This window comes from Pseudoglutamicibacter cumminsii (assembly GCF_016907775.1).
Classification (GTDB): Bacteria; Actinomycetota; Actinomycetes; order Actinomycetales; family Micrococcaceae; genus Pseudoglutamicibacter; species Pseudoglutamicibacter cumminsii.
The window spans coordinates 114698-129574 of the sequence record NZ_JAFBCO010000001.1; the positions used below are offsets into that span (position 1 = coordinate 114698).

11 protein-coding genes are annotated in these 14877 nt (G+C 59.7%); 2 read left to right on the plus strand and 9 right to left on the minus strand.

The features are described 5' to 3' along the window. Window positions 1-26: 26 nt before the first annotated feature. The 3 genes from ftsL to mraZ all read right to left on the minus strand — a co-directional run bounded on the left by ftsL (window position 27) and on the right by mraZ (window position 2617). Window positions 27-833 (minus strand): cell division protein FtsL, encoded by an 807-nt coding sequence (gene ftsL / locus JOD50_RS00485; RefSeq protein WP_204880004.1) that lies wholly within the window; start codon window positions 831-833, stop codon window positions 27-29. Beyond that, complete coding sequence (gene rsmH, locus JOD50_RS00490; RefSeq protein WP_338052110.1) at window positions 830-1825, minus strand: 16S rRNA (cytosine(1402)-N(4))-methyltransferase RsmH; 996 nt, start codon at window positions 1823-1825, stop codon at window positions 830-832. The genes ftsL and rsmH overlap by 4 nt, the downstream gene beginning before the upstream one ends. A 360-nt stretch (window positions 1826-2185) precedes the next feature. Continuing rightward, window positions 2186-2617, minus strand: coding sequence for a division/cell wall cluster transcriptional repressor MraZ (mraZ, locus tag JOD50_RS00495; RefSeq protein WP_101629624.1), 432 nt, complete (start codon window positions 2615-2617; stop codon window positions 2186-2188). 617 nt (window positions 2618-3234) lie between these two features. On the opposite strand from mraZ, the gene JOD50_RS10305 reads away from it, so the two are divergent. Next, the gene (locus JOD50_RS10305; RefSeq protein WP_239541476.1) at window positions 3235-3504 is read left to right on the plus strand and encodes a hypothetical protein; all 270 of its coding nucleotides are present in this window, start codon (window positions 3235-3237) and stop codon (window positions 3502-3504) included. A gap of 10 nt (window positions 3505-3514) precedes the next feature. Continuing rightward, complete coding sequence (locus JOD50_RS00500; RefSeq protein WP_239541477.1) at window positions 3515-8194, plus strand: G5 domain-containing protein; 4680 nt, start codon at window positions 3515-3517, stop codon at window positions 8192-8194. Window positions 8195-8320: 126 nt separating this feature from the next. On the opposite strand, the gene JOD50_RS00505 is transcribed toward JOD50_RS00500, so the two are convergent. From JOD50_RS00505 to dinB, 6 genes are all read right to left on the minus strand, one after another. Further along, a complete protein-coding gene (locus tag JOD50_RS00505) occupies window positions 8321-10234 on the minus strand; it encodes an ABC transporter ATP-binding protein/permease (RefSeq protein ID WP_204880006.1) in 1914 nt (637 codons plus the stop codon). Then, entirely contained in the window at window positions 10234-11457 is a 1224-nt protein-coding gene (locus tag JOD50_RS00510; protein ID WP_204880007.1) for an RND family efflux transporter, read from the minus strand. Before JOD50_RS00510 ends, JOD50_RS00505 begins: the two co-directional genes overlap by 1 nt. A 30-nt stretch (window positions 11458-11487) precedes the next feature. Beyond that, on the minus strand, window positions 11488-12366 hold the full coding sequence (locus JOD50_RS00515; RefSeq protein ID WP_204880008.1) for a hypothetical protein: 879 nt from the start codon (window positions 12364-12366) through the stop codon (window positions 11488-11490). Window positions 12367-12375: 9 nt separating this feature from the next. Beyond that, a complete protein-coding gene (locus JOD50_RS00520) occupies window positions 12376-12720 on the minus strand; it encodes a hypothetical protein (RefSeq protein WP_204880009.1) in 345 nt (114 codons plus the stop codon). Window positions 12721-13008: 288 nt separating this feature from the next. Further along, window positions 13009-13395 (minus strand): DUF3040 domain-containing protein, encoded by a 387-nt coding sequence (locus JOD50_RS00525; RefSeq protein WP_204880010.1) that lies wholly within the window; start codon window positions 13393-13395, stop codon window positions 13009-13011. 74 nt (window positions 13396-13469) lie between these two features. After that, window positions 13470-14774, minus strand: coding sequence for a DNA polymerase IV (gene dinB, locus JOD50_RS00530; RefSeq protein ID WP_204880011.1), 1305 nt, complete (start codon window positions 14772-14774; stop codon window positions 13470-13472). Window positions 14775-14877: the final 103 nt, after the last annotated feature.

A 14877-nucleotide genomic window follows, 5' to 3' on the forward strand; every position in this document is an offset into this window, starting at 1 on the left:
CAGGGGGGTGGTTTCCAGCATGAGGTTTAGTTCCCGCTGGTTTCTCCGGTGGTTTGTGGGCCGGGGATGCTTCCGCCGTTGAGGTCTTTGCCGTCGAACGGCTTGGTTTCTTTCTGGGCGTCGGCGGTCTTCTTATTATTGCCGGCGGTGTCTTTAGCCTTGTTGTTCTGCTGAGGGGTGTCGCTCACGTTAGCGTTAGCCTTGCTGGTCTTCTCGGCAGCGCTTGGTCCGCTGGCGTCAGTGCCTGGAACAGCCGCAGATCCGATCGACGAGCTGGTGTTCTGTTGCTTTGTGACTGCTTCGTTTTGCTTGGCGCGGATTGCTTCGCGAGCGCGTGCTAGTTCACGTTCGTTGTAGTCGTGTGCGCGTGGGGCTTTGACGTGGGGGCCGTTGGCGGCGCCTTTGTCTTTCTTTTTGGCTTCGGTTGCGGTGCCATAGATTTTCTTCTTTTCGATGTCGATCGTGGCGGCGCTTCCGGAGGCGGTCATCCCGAGTTTCGCTGCGTTGGCGGCGAGGTTTTGTGGGGATTTTTTGTTGTAGAGCTCTGCGGTGCGGGCCTGGTTATCTTGGGCGAGCTGCTGTTGTTGTTTGTTCAGCTGGACGAGTTCGTATTGGCCTTTGGCTACTTTGACGTTGATGCCGAGTGCGGTTGCGACGGTGGCGCCGATGATCACGAGGCACAGCACGATGAAGCTCCACAGGCGCTTGCGGGGCTTGTATTCGATGATGGACAGCGGCGTCCGCGTTTCAGCCGTGGCGCCGTGGGAGGCTTGCCCCGAGTGCTGGGGTTCAGCGTGGTCGGGGTTGACCCTGAGCAGTGGTTGTGCGCTCATGAGTTCCTCCTGGTGCGTTGGCTGAAACGGTTGCTGTAGTGGTGGCGGCTGAGTGGTTCGCGGATGCGTTCCACTGCGCGGAGTCGGGCTGCTGCGGCGCGGGAGTTTTCTTCGACTTCTTGTGAGGTCGGTTTTTCGTTGCCCCGGGTGATGAGCCGGTATTGGGCTTTGTGTTCTTCGGGTTCAATGGGTAGCCCGGCTGGCGCGGATGAGGTGGTGGCTTCCGCGAAGGCGTATTTAACGAGCCGGTCTTCGAGGGATTGGTAGCTCATGACCACGATGCGCCCGCCTGTTGTGACGGCGTCGAGGGCTGCTGGGAGCGCGGCTTCGAGGACTGCGAGTTCGTCGTTGACTTCTACGCGTAGCGCTTGGAAGGTTCGTTTGGCGGGGTGGCCGCCTTTGGTTCCGCGAGGGTAGGCGTCGATGATGAGTTGCGCGAGTTGCCCGGTGGTGGCGAACGGTTGGGTTTCGCGGGTGCGCAGGATCGCATCGATGATGCGGCGCGCGTGCCGTTCTTCGCCGTATGCCTTGAGTACGCGGGTGAGTTGTTGGTGCGTGTAGGTGTTGACGACGTCGGCCGCGGTGAGCGTCGACGTGGTGTCCATGCGCATGTCGAGTGGGGCGTCGTAGGAGTAGGCGAAGCCGCGTTCACGCTCGTCTAGCTGATACGAGGAGACACCGAGGTCGAAAAGGATGCCGTCGACGGCATCGATACCTGCGGTTTCGAGTGCGGTGTCGATGTTCTCGTAGGTGGTGTGGCATGTGACGAGCCGGTCGCTGTATTCGGCGAGGCGTTCGGTTGCCATTGTGAGCGCGTTGGTGTCGCGGTCGATGCCGATCACGTGGGTATCGGGGTTGCGGGCGAGGATTTCGTGCGTGTGCCCGCCCATGCCGAGTGTCGCGTCGATGACCCAGGGGGTGCGGCCGGCTTCTCGCGCGGCGTCGATGCCCGGTTGGAGGAGGTCGAGGCAACGGTCTAGCAGTACAGGGATATGACGTTCGGCTGCGCTGTGACGTTCGGCTGGGGTCTGGTGTTCAGCGGGGGGCTGTGCGCGGGTGGCCGCGGCATCGGCGAATGGTGCTTCGTCGTGCACTGAGCTGCCACCTCCTGCGGGGCTTGGGTCTATGTGCGCCGGCCCGCTGCGTGGTCGGTCTGTACTGAATTCGTGTGGGTTGAAGATATTCGTGTGTGGTGAAGATGCTCCGAGGGGCTCGTTCCCCCACCGCGAACCTATTTGGTGGCCCGGCTCAGGGGAAGGTGAGTCGGGATACCTGCGTCCGCGGGAGGAGAGCGCGCCCCTCGGTTTCCGGTGCTTCTATGCGGTTGGCCGGCTGAGGTGCCGGCTGACCTTTTAGAAGAAGCCGGGTATCACTTCTTCGTTTGTGTCTGAGAAGGAGTCTTCCTGCTCAGTGAGGTAGCTATTCCAGGCTTCGGTGTCCCAAATCTCTGCGCGGCTGCCGGCTCCGATCACGGTTACGTCGCGATCGAGGCCTGCGTAGGCCCGCAGAGGTTGAGGGATGGTGACGCGCCCCTGTTTGTCCGGCATCTCGTCTGAGGCTCCGGACAGGAACACGCGAATGTAGTCCCGTGCTTGCTTTGAGGACATCGGGGCGGCCCGGAGTTGTTCGTGGACCGCCTCGAATTCCTTAGCGCTGAAAACGTAGATGCATCGTTCCTGGCCGCGGGTCAGGACGAGGCCCTTGCTGAGCTCGTCCCGGAACTTGGCCGGGAGGATGATGCGTCCTTTTTCATCAAGACGTGGCGTGTACGTCCCAAGGAACATACCGCCACCCCTTTCTGAAAGCGGTGGAGTTCAGGGCGTCCACTCCCCGAACTCCATCTAGCTCCAACAGCCCCCACTTTACTCCACTTCACTCCCCCGTCAAATGGTTTGCCCGTGTTTTGAGAAAAATCTGTGAAATACCTATGTCGACTTTTCCTTGATAAAACGGGAAAGTTCGCAGGTGGGGTGAAAGTGGAGGGAAATAATCTTGGCGGCTCAAACTAGCGACCTCTTTAGCCTCCAGTCGACCCAAAGTGACCCGAAAACACGTGGGCGGGGTTGACGGTGGATGAAAGTGGAGGCGGTAGGCTGCACGGCAAGGAAAGCAGCCAAGAGCGGACTGGCACACCCAGCAATAAGCGAGCCCGCTGACCTTGGCTATTAATAGCGATCATTAAATAGGGCGGAATCCCTGGAAATACATCTGGTGCGGAATATCACGTGCACCACGCGGCTATTCGCAGTAGAATGGATGGACACACCGGCCATATAGTGGAGTCATAGCCTAGCCACAGGAAAGGTGACGCTCCTTCAAGGTTGTGCCCTTGTTGCACTGTTTTTCTTGATGGCTTTTCAGGGCGCATGTACCGCCGAATCTATTTCGATAGGACTCATTTATGCGTACACACAACAGCGAGGACAGGAAGAAGCGCGCTCCGCGTTTGTCCCTGACCGCGCTTTCAGTCATAGCCTTGACAGGCACGTCGCTTGCGACTGTCCCTAGCTTCATGGCCGCCTCACCGGCGTCAGCCGCTGAACTCTCCGGCGGCATCCGCGACAAGTCGGGCGCGGTCGAGCAGGACGCCCAGAAGGCCTCCGACCTGCCGGCCGGCTCGTGTGTTGTTGAGGCTGACAACTCTCAGGGGGGGCAGCCAGGCTGGTTTTAGCTGGAGCACCTTGGACCCGAGCGCGAGCAGCACCGACAAAACCCGGTGGGGCTTGAGCGTCTCCTTCGATAATTCGAAGGACCGCACGTTCGCTGATTGGGGCTTTACCAATTCAGGCCTTATGGGCGGGTACCTCAACACAGGTCAAGTCAATTCGATGAATGTCGGCCAGACGTTTCTTGCAGGCAAGGTAGTCACTCATAAGGCCGATGAAAGCATCGTGATTGATGGAGTTAGGCAACAGCGAAACCTGAACCTCAACGCGGACCTGACCGATGCGAAAGTCAAGCAGTTCGCTGAGGCCACTGCCGCCAACCCGGTACGTTACGCCTGGCAGGGAAACTATACGAAGGAAAATCCTGATGGGCCAAGGGCCACCCACGGGACCAGCGCAACCTTCACTGCCGTTGTGAACCCGTGGCCGAGCGAGAACATCGAATGTAACCCGATCACGGTGTCGTGGGAGAACTTCGAGAAGCACGTCATCGTCCCTGGTGATGAAACCAAGGTCGGCAAGATCAACATCCCGGCTGTGACGGGCGACGGCACGGATGACTCCATGTCCCGCATGGTCGTGGAGGCCTACGACGGCAACGGCAAGTTCATCGGCACCACCGACCCGGCAGCATCTGGCGGTACCAAGAACCTGCGTATCGCGGACAACGGTGACATCTACTTCACCTGGCCCGAGTACCGCGGTACTGACTTGGCCACCGACAAGAACGTAAACTTCTCCGTTCTGGCAAAGCCGCGTAGCGTGGACCAGCTCAAGGCCGCAGCTAAGGGCAACAATGAGTTTATCGAGCATGACGGAGCCTTCGACAGCTCGAACTCGCTGACCCGCTACAACAAGGCGAACGTCATCGACTCCAAGGCATTCTCCTTGGATGACACCGAGTACCACTCCCCGAAGTACGACAAGACGGACGCCACGATTATCTCCGGCGTCGATAGCGCTACCGGTCCGATTGCTACCGAGCCGCAGAAGGTCACCTTCACCCAGACCCCTGACCTGATCAAGGACCTGGCGAAGAAGAAGGCTGACGGCGGTTTCGAAGCCAAGGTCACCCTGGACGAGAAGTACGTCTACGAGGGCTGGACCGTGGAGATGGACGAGAACTACAACGTCACCGTCACCGCTCCGGAAAACCCCCGCCCGGGCACCTTCGCGCGCCCTGTGGTGACGGTGGAGTACTCCAACGGTTCCACGGACAAGCTGGAGCTCCTCGTGGTTGTTGACCCGAACAACACTCAGGTCACCGACCTCGTGCGCCCAAGCCTGACGAAGGGCACCATCGGTGATGACCTCACCGCCCAGGTGGGCACCAAGTCCATCATGAAGGGCTACAAGCCGGTTCACCCGGCCAAGTTCGAGATTGACGAGTCCACTGTGCCTGAAGGCTGGACCGTGACGGTCGATGAGACCGGCAAGGTCACCGCGAAGGCAGACGACACCGTGGCGCCGGGCACCATCATCACCCCGACGGTGAAGGCGACCTACCCGGATGGCACCACCGATGAGATCGAGACCCAGTTCCAGGCGATCGTGGACATCAAGATCCCGAACTACGACACGGTAACCAATAAGCCGAACGCGAAGGTCACTCTCAAGCCTGAGGTCCCAGAGCGAGGCCTGAGCGGCAACACGACCGACGAAGCTCCGAAGCGCTACACCTTCAAGGACGGCTCGACTGAGATGACCGTCACGGATGACAGCGGCACGTGGACCGTCAAGATCGACGAGAACACTGGTGAAATCACCACGACCATTCCGCGGACGGCGCCTGAGGGTTACATCCTGGATGTTCCGGTTCTTGCCTACTACGACAACGCTGACAAGCCGCAGGAAGTCAAGGGCACCGTCGTTGTTCTCAAGAGCGACGTCTCTGCGACGTACTCCGTGGAGACGACTGGCCCGAACCAGGCTGTGAACCACCAGGTACAGGACGCACCTAAGGGTTCCAAGTTCTCCTTCGGCAAGGATGAGAACGGCGCCCCGATCACTGAGCAGGAAGTCGACGGCTGGAAGTACACGGTCAACCCGGACACCGGTGTCGTATCATCGACCCCGCCGGCTGACGCCAAGCCGGGTGACAATAAGACCATCAACGTGACCGTCCAGACCCCGGATGGCTCTACCCCGCTGGTGCCTGTCACCACTGTGGTGAAGCTGACCAACAACTGGGAAGCTGAGCCATCCTATCCGGTGCAGACCGTGTACCCGGGCGAAACCGCAACGCTGCCACTTGCACTGGACAAGCCGGACACCGTGAATGTCGCGAAGGAAAACCCATACAAGCTGGGTGATGTTCCTGCCGGCTGGAATGTCAGCATTGACGACAACGGCCAGATCACCGCAACCGCACCTGAGGATGCGAAGCCAGGCGATCAGGTCAAGATCCCGGTAACGGTGACCTACGAGGACGGCTCTACGGATACCACTTACGCTGTGGTCAACGTCCTAGGAGTCCCTGAGCGTGAGGTTCCGTTCCAGGTCGAGTACAAGTACGACGATTCCATCCCTGCCGGCGAGTACAAGGTTGAGACCAAGGGCAAGCCTGGCAAGGAGAAGATGAAGAAGGACGGTACTTGGGAGCGCTCCGAAGAGCCTCAGAATGAGGTCGTCGTCATCGGCACCAAGCCGGCTGAGAGCGCCAAGGAAGTCACCTGGAAGGTTCCAATCCCGTACCCGACCGAGGTTCGCGAGAACCCGGACCTGAAGCCTGGTGAAACCCGGGTTGTTCAGGAAGGTGAGAACGGTGAGAAGACCTTCACCGCTAAGTTCACCGCTTCGGGTGATCAGGCTGAGGTCGTCGAGGAAGAGACCACCAAGGAGCCTGTCAAGCGGATCGTCGAGTACGGCCCTGGCATTGCTCCGAGCGAGCTGGTAACGAAGACCGAGAAGCCGATTCCGTTCGAGACCAAGGTGATCTTCGACGACACCCTCGAAGCCGGCCAGCAGGTTGTTGACCAGAAGGGTGAGGTTGGTACCGAGGTTGAGACCTCGACTCAGAAGCTCGTAGACGGCAAGCCTTCGGGCGACCCAGTCGTGACCTCTGAGCGCACCAAGGAACCAACCGAGCAGATCATCCGTGTGGGCACCAAGACCACCGGTGAAACCTCTGAGACGGTTACGTCGGAGGTTCCGTTTGGTGTGAAGATCGAATTCGATCCGAACATGCCTGCCGGTACGTCCGAGGTTGTGACCGAGGGTGTTCCAGGTGAGAAGACGGTGACGATCACACGCGAGATCGTCAACTCGAAGCCTGACGACCCTCAGATCACCGAGAAGATCACCAAGCAGCCTGTTGACCAGGTCATCAAGGTCGGCACCAAGCCGTCCGAGGCTTCTTCGAAGGTCACTTGGACTGCCCAGGTTCCGTTCGAGGTTATTACCCGCCCGAACCCGGAGCTGAAGCCGGGCGAGATCAAGGTCGTCCAGAAGGGCGTCCCTGGCGAGAAGACCTACACGGCTGACTTCTCCGCAACGGGCGACCAGGCAACGGTCACCCCTGAAGAGAAACAGACCAAGGACCCGGTCGACGAGATCATCGAGTACGGCCCAGCAGCTGAGGACACCGAAGTGGTGACTAAGGTTGAGAAGCCTGTTCCGTTCGAGACTGAGATCGTCTTCGACGACACCCTGGAAAAAGGTAAGCAGGTTGTTGACCAGGAAGGTGAGCTTGGTACCGAGGTTGTGACCTCGACTCAGAAGATCAAGGACGGCAAGCTGGATGGCGATCCAGAGGTGACGACTGAGCGCACCAAGGAACCAACCAAGCGCATCATCCGCGTGGGCACCTACGACCCGGCACCGTCTGTGGAGCCGAAGCAGGTTGAGCTGCCGTACACCACTAAGATCGTCTACGACAAGAACCTTGAACCAGGCCAGGAGGTCGTGGATCAGGAAGGCGAAAACGGCCTCATCGAGGTGACTGTCAAGGACGGTCAGCCACAAGTGAAGACCGTCAAGGAGCCTGTCGAGAGGATCGTCCGTGTTGGCACCAAGCCAGCTGAGGGCGTCGAGTGGACCGAGGAGATTGCGTTCGAGGTCAAGGTTGTTGAAGACCCTGAGCTCGAGGCCGGTAAGGTCGAGACCGTTCAGCAGGGTAAGCCTGGTGAGCGTGTTCACAAGACTGACGGAACAGAGGAAGTTCGCGTTGAGCCGGTGAAGCACATCATCAAGGTCGGCACCAAGTGCAACTGCGACCAGCCAACCCCGGAGCCTTCCGAGGATCCAACCCCGGACCCAACCGAGGACCCAACCCCAGACCCAACCGAGGACCCAACCCCAGAACCTTCCGAGGACCCGACCCCGGACCCGTCTGAGGACCCGACCCCGGACCCATCTGAGGACCCAACCCCAGAACCGTCTGAGGATCCGGCGCCGTCCGAGGAACCTTCTGAGGATCCGTCGGAAGATCCGTCGGAGGACCCAGCCCCGGCTCCAACCGAGGATCCAACCACGGATCCGACCGAGGACCCGACCGGTGAGCCAGGTGAATCGCCTAGCGAGAGCCCAAGCGCGCCAGGTGCAGACAACAACAAGCCTGCTCAGCCGCAGAAGCCTGGTACGCCTCCCCTGGCTCGTACCGGTATCAACGCTGGCGGGGCGCTGGCTACGGTTGCTCTGATGATGCTCGGTGGCGTAGGCCTGCTGGCATTGCGTCGGCGTCCATCGCAGCGCTAACGGTGAGAGCTAGCGGAACCGCCACAGCGGACCGCTAACTTAACCAAAAGTGGCGGGGATACAGGAGAAATCCTGTATCCCCGCCACAGCGTTTTAACCCGGTCCCATAAGAGCCGCAACAGCGGGTTAGAGGGCGTTGCTTGGAGGCTGCTTGCTCGCAATAAAAGCCGGAACAACAGCAGACACAAGGCCAGCCACAACACCGAGCCCCAAACCTACCGGCACAAGCCACGGCTCAACCTGAGGCGTCCAGCCTTGCGCAGCAGACACCACAACAACACCAATAACACCCGCGAGCGCACCCACTGCCCCACCGATGAAACCAATCAGCACACCCTCCGTCACGAACCGTGCGGCAATACCCTTCCGGGTTGTTCCTAGAGCGCGGCGCAGAGCGATCTCCGGCGCACGCGACAGCACAGTCAAATACATCGACGTCGAAGCGCTCACAGCCGCCAGAATCAGCAAGGTCGCCGCCATGATGCCAACCAGCGCATCGAGATCCGTAGACACGCCCATGCGGAGGTTCCGCAAATCAGCCACAGTTTGAACCCGGTAACTGCCCGGATCAGCCGCATCCAGCTGCATCGGTACGGCCTCCGCCAAGGCGGCCGGGAAACCCTTCTCCGTCCGAATCAACAGCTGAGGCTGTCCCAGATGCAGCTGTGGTGCCAAAGACAACGGGACCAATACCGCGTTGCTGAGCCCAGGGCGTCGTTCACCCGTCGTGAAGGAGTCAACGACGTTCAAACGATGGTCGCCCACCACAATCGAGCCGTCGGCGCCACTGCTGGGGAGGTTCAGGGCTTGCAGAGCGTCAGGCCCCACAACCGCTACCGAATTAACAGCCGGTATCCCGAAAAGATCCGCTGTCTGTTTCTTCCCCACCGTAAGGTCTTGGGCCGCGAAAAACTCGTCATCCACCGCGATGATCTGTAGTCCCCCACCTGAGTTCACATCGCCGGGTTCCAACCGGTACAAGCCAGTCGACGAGGCGGGCAGCTGAATCATGCGCGTCACCCGCTGCACGTGCGGAAGCTGCTGGATCCGTTCCTGATCGCGTGCGAGGCTCTCCTCGAGTTCTTCCCGTTCGTAGTACGGGGTGGTGACCCACACTTCGTCAAACGCCGCGGCTTCGAGGCGCTCGTTGATCTGGACTGCGGCGGTCTGGCTGATCCCCACGGAAGCAATCAGCCCGCCGATGCCTAACGCGAACGCCAACACCAGAAACGCTGTGCGGATCCCGCGGAGCAAAACCTCCGTGAGGGATTCCGCGAGCACATCAGCCACCCGGGTACGCAACGGCCCCCTGCGCGGCTTCTCAGGCGGCACACTCACACCGCTCGGTATGGACTGCGAAACTCCGGTGTCTTCAGCGATCCTGCCGTCGACGATTCGGATCACGCGGTGCGCGCGGGCCGCAACCTCTTCATCGTGGGTGATGACGATGAGCGTTGCCCCGTGCTCTCGCGCACGTTCAAGGTCTGCTAGCACTGCCATCCCGGATGCGGTGTCGAGCGCACCAGTTGGCTCGTCGGCGAGCACCAGCTCGGGTTGCGAGGCCAACGCGCGCGCCACAGCGAGCCGCTGCCTCTCGCCACCGGAAAGCACTCCCGCTTTGTACGTTGCACGGTCGCCGATGCCGAGGCTGTTCATCGCCTCGAACGCGATCTCGGATCGCTCCTGTAGCGGTACAGCGTGCGGAACCATCCCGAGGGAGGCGTTCGACAACGCGTCCAGGTGCGGCAACACGTGCGAGGCCTGGAAGACGAAGCCGATGCTGTCAGCCCGGAGTCTGTCGCGGTCCTTCTCCGTCGCCTTGGTCAGGTCCTGACCGGCAAAGACGTACGAGCCCTTGTTTGGGGCATCGAGCAAACCGAGCAGCTGTAGGAGCGTGCTCTTGCCCGCACCGGAGGGGCCCACTATGGCGACGTATTCGCCAGCGTAAATGTCAAGGTCGACGTCGAAGACACCAGCGGTGCTGTCTGCACCGTATTGGCGGGTCACCCCACGCATCTCAATGATTTTGCGGCGTTCCATCAGAGCACCACGGTGTCACCAACAGCAAGGTCATCGGATTCCACGGCCGCCCACCCAGCGGCGGTTTTCCCCACGGTGACCTTGACTCGACGAGGCTCCTCCTTATCGTTTGAGCCTTGATTCTTGGACCCCTGCCCGTTTGTGCCGCGCGAGCCCGGCGCTGTGACGAGCACATAGTCGCCGTCAGCATCGTGCCGCAGAGCGGTCACTGGCACGGCTTTCTGCGGCTTCGCTTTCGTGGTGAGCTCTACACGAACTTGGGTGCCTGTCTGGACTTTCTCAAACGCCTCGTCCTTGGTTGCGAAGCTCACTTGGTGTCCGGGGGCGCGGCTGTCCGTGCCGCCTTCGAACTCACCGATGGTTTCAACGGTTCCCGCAAACGTGGCAGTACCGGCAATGATCCGGACTTCCGTGCCTTTCTTCAACTGCTGGGCATCAGCCACGTTCACGTGGGCTTTGATGGTGCGGCTACCCACCCGAATTTTGGCGAGCGGCTGTTCAGGCCCCAAGGTGGATGACACGCCGGCGACGCTCAACACCGTGCCGCTCTTGCCGCCGATGGACGCGAAAGCCGCCACCGGAATATAGGGCTGGGTCTGCGGCGCAGCTGGCTGGTCGCCTCCGTCTTCCCCTGTAGCAGACTCTCCCGAGGACCCGCTCGGCGCGGAGTCGGCCTCACGCTGCGGAAGGACGTAGCCGGCCTCCCTGAACAGTGCGGATACAGCGTTGATCGTGGCCGCATCGACAATACCGGACGCTGGAACGTTGTAGCCGGTCGCTTCTAGCGCTTTCTGGAAGGCGACAACGTCGTCCCCTTTATCGCCAGCGGCGAGGTCGCGGTAGAGGGGAAGTTGCCCCGACACGGCGAACACTGGCGTGCCCGCCACTGAGCCCAGCAGTTGGCCGGGGACAACCTCCTCACCTTTTTTCAGCGCCTGTTTGGTAACCGTGGGGGTTTCTTGGAGGACGGCCGGTAGAAGATTCCTAGTCTTGCCTTCCCCTACGGCTCCCAGAATGACTGTGTCAGGGACGATGGGACGTTCTTCCACTATTGCGGTGGCTTGAACCTTCTCGTCCGTGACCGTGGCGACCGAGCTTTTCGACGCCGTTAATGTGCCGATGAAGAATGCGGCGACCACTGCTCCGATCACTACGACTGTGATGACGAGGGTCCGCACGGGGAATGCGACCCGCGAAAGATGTGGTGTGCCCGCTTTCTCCATGCGTTAACACCTTTCTACTGAGGGACCTAACTACCCGTTCCGTGCAATGTATTCACGGGCTGCGGCCAAGACGCGGTCCTTATCTTCTTTAGCTGGTTTAAGTTCAGCCTCATGCTTATCGATGAGTGGCTGTTGATAGGAAGCAACCAGGTCGCCTAGCCGTTGAGTTGTTGACGTTTGGTTATTGCAGCGGGCTTCGATACTGGCGAGTCGGATGCCTTCTTGTGTTGTCTGCGACCCCTCGGATTCGAGAAGTTCCTTGGAATCAACCGAGGCCCACATGTCCTTGCTCTTCGGGGCCGTGAGCCCAGCATCGGTGAGGCACTGTGCCCATTCTTTATGGACTCGCTCCCACTCTTCGTCTTTCGCGGCAGCGTTGAGAGCCTGCGTGCTCAGCTCATCAGCCCTATCGGAGGATGCTTCGTCGTATCCCCTGAGGACTTCGGTATCGGGGTCATTCTCAAACCGCGTCTGGCATTCTTCATAGCCCATAGTCCAGGCATCGCCGCCTGCGGCTTCTTCCTGTTCTTCCAACGCGGTTACACTGCTAGGTTTTGTTCCCCAGCCGTAGTTGGCCGCTAGTTGTTCATCCCAAATACCGAACGTGCGGTCATCAAGGATCGCATCTTCAGGCCCAGTAGCCGTGTATGTGAGGCCCTTCTCAGCCATGCACTTAGAGGTGTAGACCCTTTTAGCTTGATCGATCAACGCTTGATCAGCGGGGTCATCAGCTACCAGATAGGCAGAGAACGGGGTCAGGATTTGTGCGCTCTCGCGGTCAAGCTTGGCCCGCGCGCTGGGGTCCCGTCCCTCACTGCTGGCATTCGAGCTGCTGCATGCCGCAAGGGAAACCCCAAGAAAAGCAACGGCGAAACCGGCCAGCGCCCTTTTTCCATGTTTCATAGTCACATGTCCGCCTTATCGAAGAGCTGAGATCCGGTCACTCCAGGTTTCACCTAGGTGCAGGTTGGTGCGAAGTGAACGCAGGTCACTGTAATCGTGCTTCAGGGGAACGGTTCGCCCGTAACAGCCAACGTTTTCGCACATCAGGCGAGACTTGCCCTTCTTGATCGAGCTCGCGCGGTCGTTAGCCCACTTAGGGAGATTTCCAGAGTTCCAGGTTCCCATTTCACCGGAGTAGTTGATGTGGTCATACAAAACAGCGGCCTGCGAAGCCTGCATGCTCGATCCCAACGCGACCAAGCTCAAGGCGCCAGCAGCAAGTCCTCGCTTGAAGAACTTCGATGAAACTTTCTTAGACATACTTATCCCCCTTCTGGAGAAATAAAGCTATTAGAAATCACCTCGTATATTTATGGAAACATCCACGAGATAGGATAACAGTAAGGGGGGAGCCTCTGTGAGTCAAGTAACAAATGCAAGTTTTTGAGGCGATTTCCCGAGGTCCCACAACTAAGCTTTTCGAAACGCTCTGAAACTCTTCTAGACAGGGGATATTTCATCAAAAAGGGTGGGTCCGGAACCATGTTCCGAACCCACCTTGCAAGCTTGATTTGGTGACCTATGCCCTGTTGTTTGGGCTGCGGGAAACTATCCCTGGTTGTGGCGGTTGTCCCATTCTTTTTCAAGCCGCGCCATGAAACTATCGCCGCGGCGAGCACTCGAATTATTTGGGCTCGACGTGGTCACCACCTGCTCTGTCTTCCGCAGAGCGAGCGCGGTACCTACAACCATGATCGCGAACCCGACAATTCCCAGGATGACCGTCACGATCAGTCCAGCACTGATTGCGATACCCGAAAGGAGAACACCCAAGCCAGCAAACGCGATCAACGCACCCAGCGCTATATTGCGGGTGCTCAGCTTGTTCTGCGGCGTCTGCTCAACGCGGCGCATCGTGCTCGAAAACTGTGGATCTGCGTGGAGTTGCTTCTCCATCTCAGCGAGCATACGGCGCTCACTCTCAGATAAACCCACGGCCTCCCCCTTCATCGGACCGGTCCTGAACTCCTATTGTACTCAGGCAGACCCGCACAGTTCGAGCCGGTTCCTCAATCACCGAAACGCTTTACCCCGCGTTTACCGAGCGGTCGCTTCTCACTGGGCCCTGCATCGTGCTTCTGAGTAGATCCATGCAAGAACGATGCGGGCCGCACGCTGTCTTTGAAGCGTGCGTTGATCGCATCCATCGTCTTCTCCGCGTCCGTCATCTTCCCCGCGTCCCTGCGTCCCTCACGTTTGGCCGGCGTATTGCTCACCTCGGCCGGGGTTTGGTCCCAGTCGAACGTGAGTTGCTCACCTTCGCGTTCAGAAGCGAACTCGCCCGCCCTCACGCCGATCAACCGGACAGGCTTCAACGGACGAGGTAGCGCAGACAGCAGCGACAACGCGACCTCACTCATAACAGCCGAGGAAGCCGTCGGGTCGCTCAAGCGGCGCTGACGCGAAATCGTTGTGAAGTCATCCCACCGAACTTTCAAGCCGACAACATAAAAACGGTGTCCAGCCGCCCGTACACGCTCCGCGACCTTAAACGACAACTCCATGACCCACCGTCGCAACACCGCCTCATCAGTGACATCGGCATCGAACGTGTGCTCATGCGAAACAGACTTCTCCACACGCTCTGTGACCACCGGCCGCGGATCAATCCCCCGCGCAAGCTTGATGAGCTCCGGCCCATGCTTACCCAGAAGCCGCTGCATGCGGCGCGGATCAGCCTGCGCAACATCGCCCGCCGTCATGAGCCCCTGCGAATGCAGCTTCAGCTCAGTAGCCTTCCCCACGCCAAACAGCTCACCCACGGGAAGCTGCCGCATGAACTCATCAACAGCGGCCGGCGTAATCGCATATACGCCGTCAGGTTTCGCTTTATCGCTGGCCATCTTTGCCAAAAACTTATTCGGGGCAAGCCCCACCGACGCCGGCAACCCCACCGCCTGCTTGATGCGCTGCCGAACCACCTCGGCGCAATGAAAAGGGCTCGAGTAGTGACGACTAACCCCGGTGATGTCCATGAACGCTTCATCCACGCTCACCTGCTCAACCAGCGGCGTCACGTCCCTCAATACCTCCATGACCCGCGCCGACGCCTTGCCATACGCAGACCGCGTAGGAGGGACAATCAACGCGTGAGGCGCCATATTCTTGGCCTGCGCCACAGGCTGACCCGAATGAACCCCGTACGCACGCACATCATACGAAGCCGACAACACCACAGCCCGCGGGCTATCCTGCGAGACGATGATCGGGCGGTTCTGCAGACATGGATCAAGAATCCGCTCAACCGAAACAAAAAACGCGTCGATGTCCACATGCGCGATGACGCGCTCGGGCTTCTGCCTGGACTCACCCATCCCAGCATCCACCTCCGTTCAACGCGTCACCCTGTGCGCCTCTTACCTGTGTGCCCCGCTACCGGAGCATCCCCGCAATCAGTAAGACGCCGCGGAAAGTCGA

Bases quoted from the DNA above. Each gene is read 5' to 3' on its own strand.
- ftsL (WP_204880004.1), bottom strand. From the start codon at position 833: ATGAGCGCACAACCACTGCTCAGGGTCAACCCCGACCACGCTGAACCC.
- mraZ (WP_101629624.1), bottom strand. From the start codon at position 2,617: ATGTTCCTTGGGACGTACACGCCACGTCTTGATGAAAAAGGACGCATC.
- JOD50_RS10305 (WP_239541476.1), top strand. From the start codon at position 3,235: ATGCGTACACACAACAGCGAGGACAGGAAGAAGCGCGCTCCGCGTTTG.
- JOD50_RS00505 (WP_204880006.1), bottom strand. From the start codon at position 10,234: ATGGAACGCCGCAAAATCATTGAGATGCGTGGGGTGACCCGCCAATAC.
- JOD50_RS00510 (WP_204880007.1), bottom strand. From the start codon at position 11,457: ATGGAGAAAGCGGGCACACCACATCTTTCGCGGGTCGCATTCCCCGTG.
- JOD50_RS00520 (WP_204880009.1), bottom strand. From the start codon at position 12,720: ATGTCTAAGAAAGTTTCATCGAAGTTCTTCAAGCGAGGACTTGCTGCT.
- dinB (WP_204880011.1), bottom strand. From the start codon at position 14,774: ATGGGTGAGTCCAGGCAGAAGCCCGAGCGCGTCATCGCGCATGTGGAC.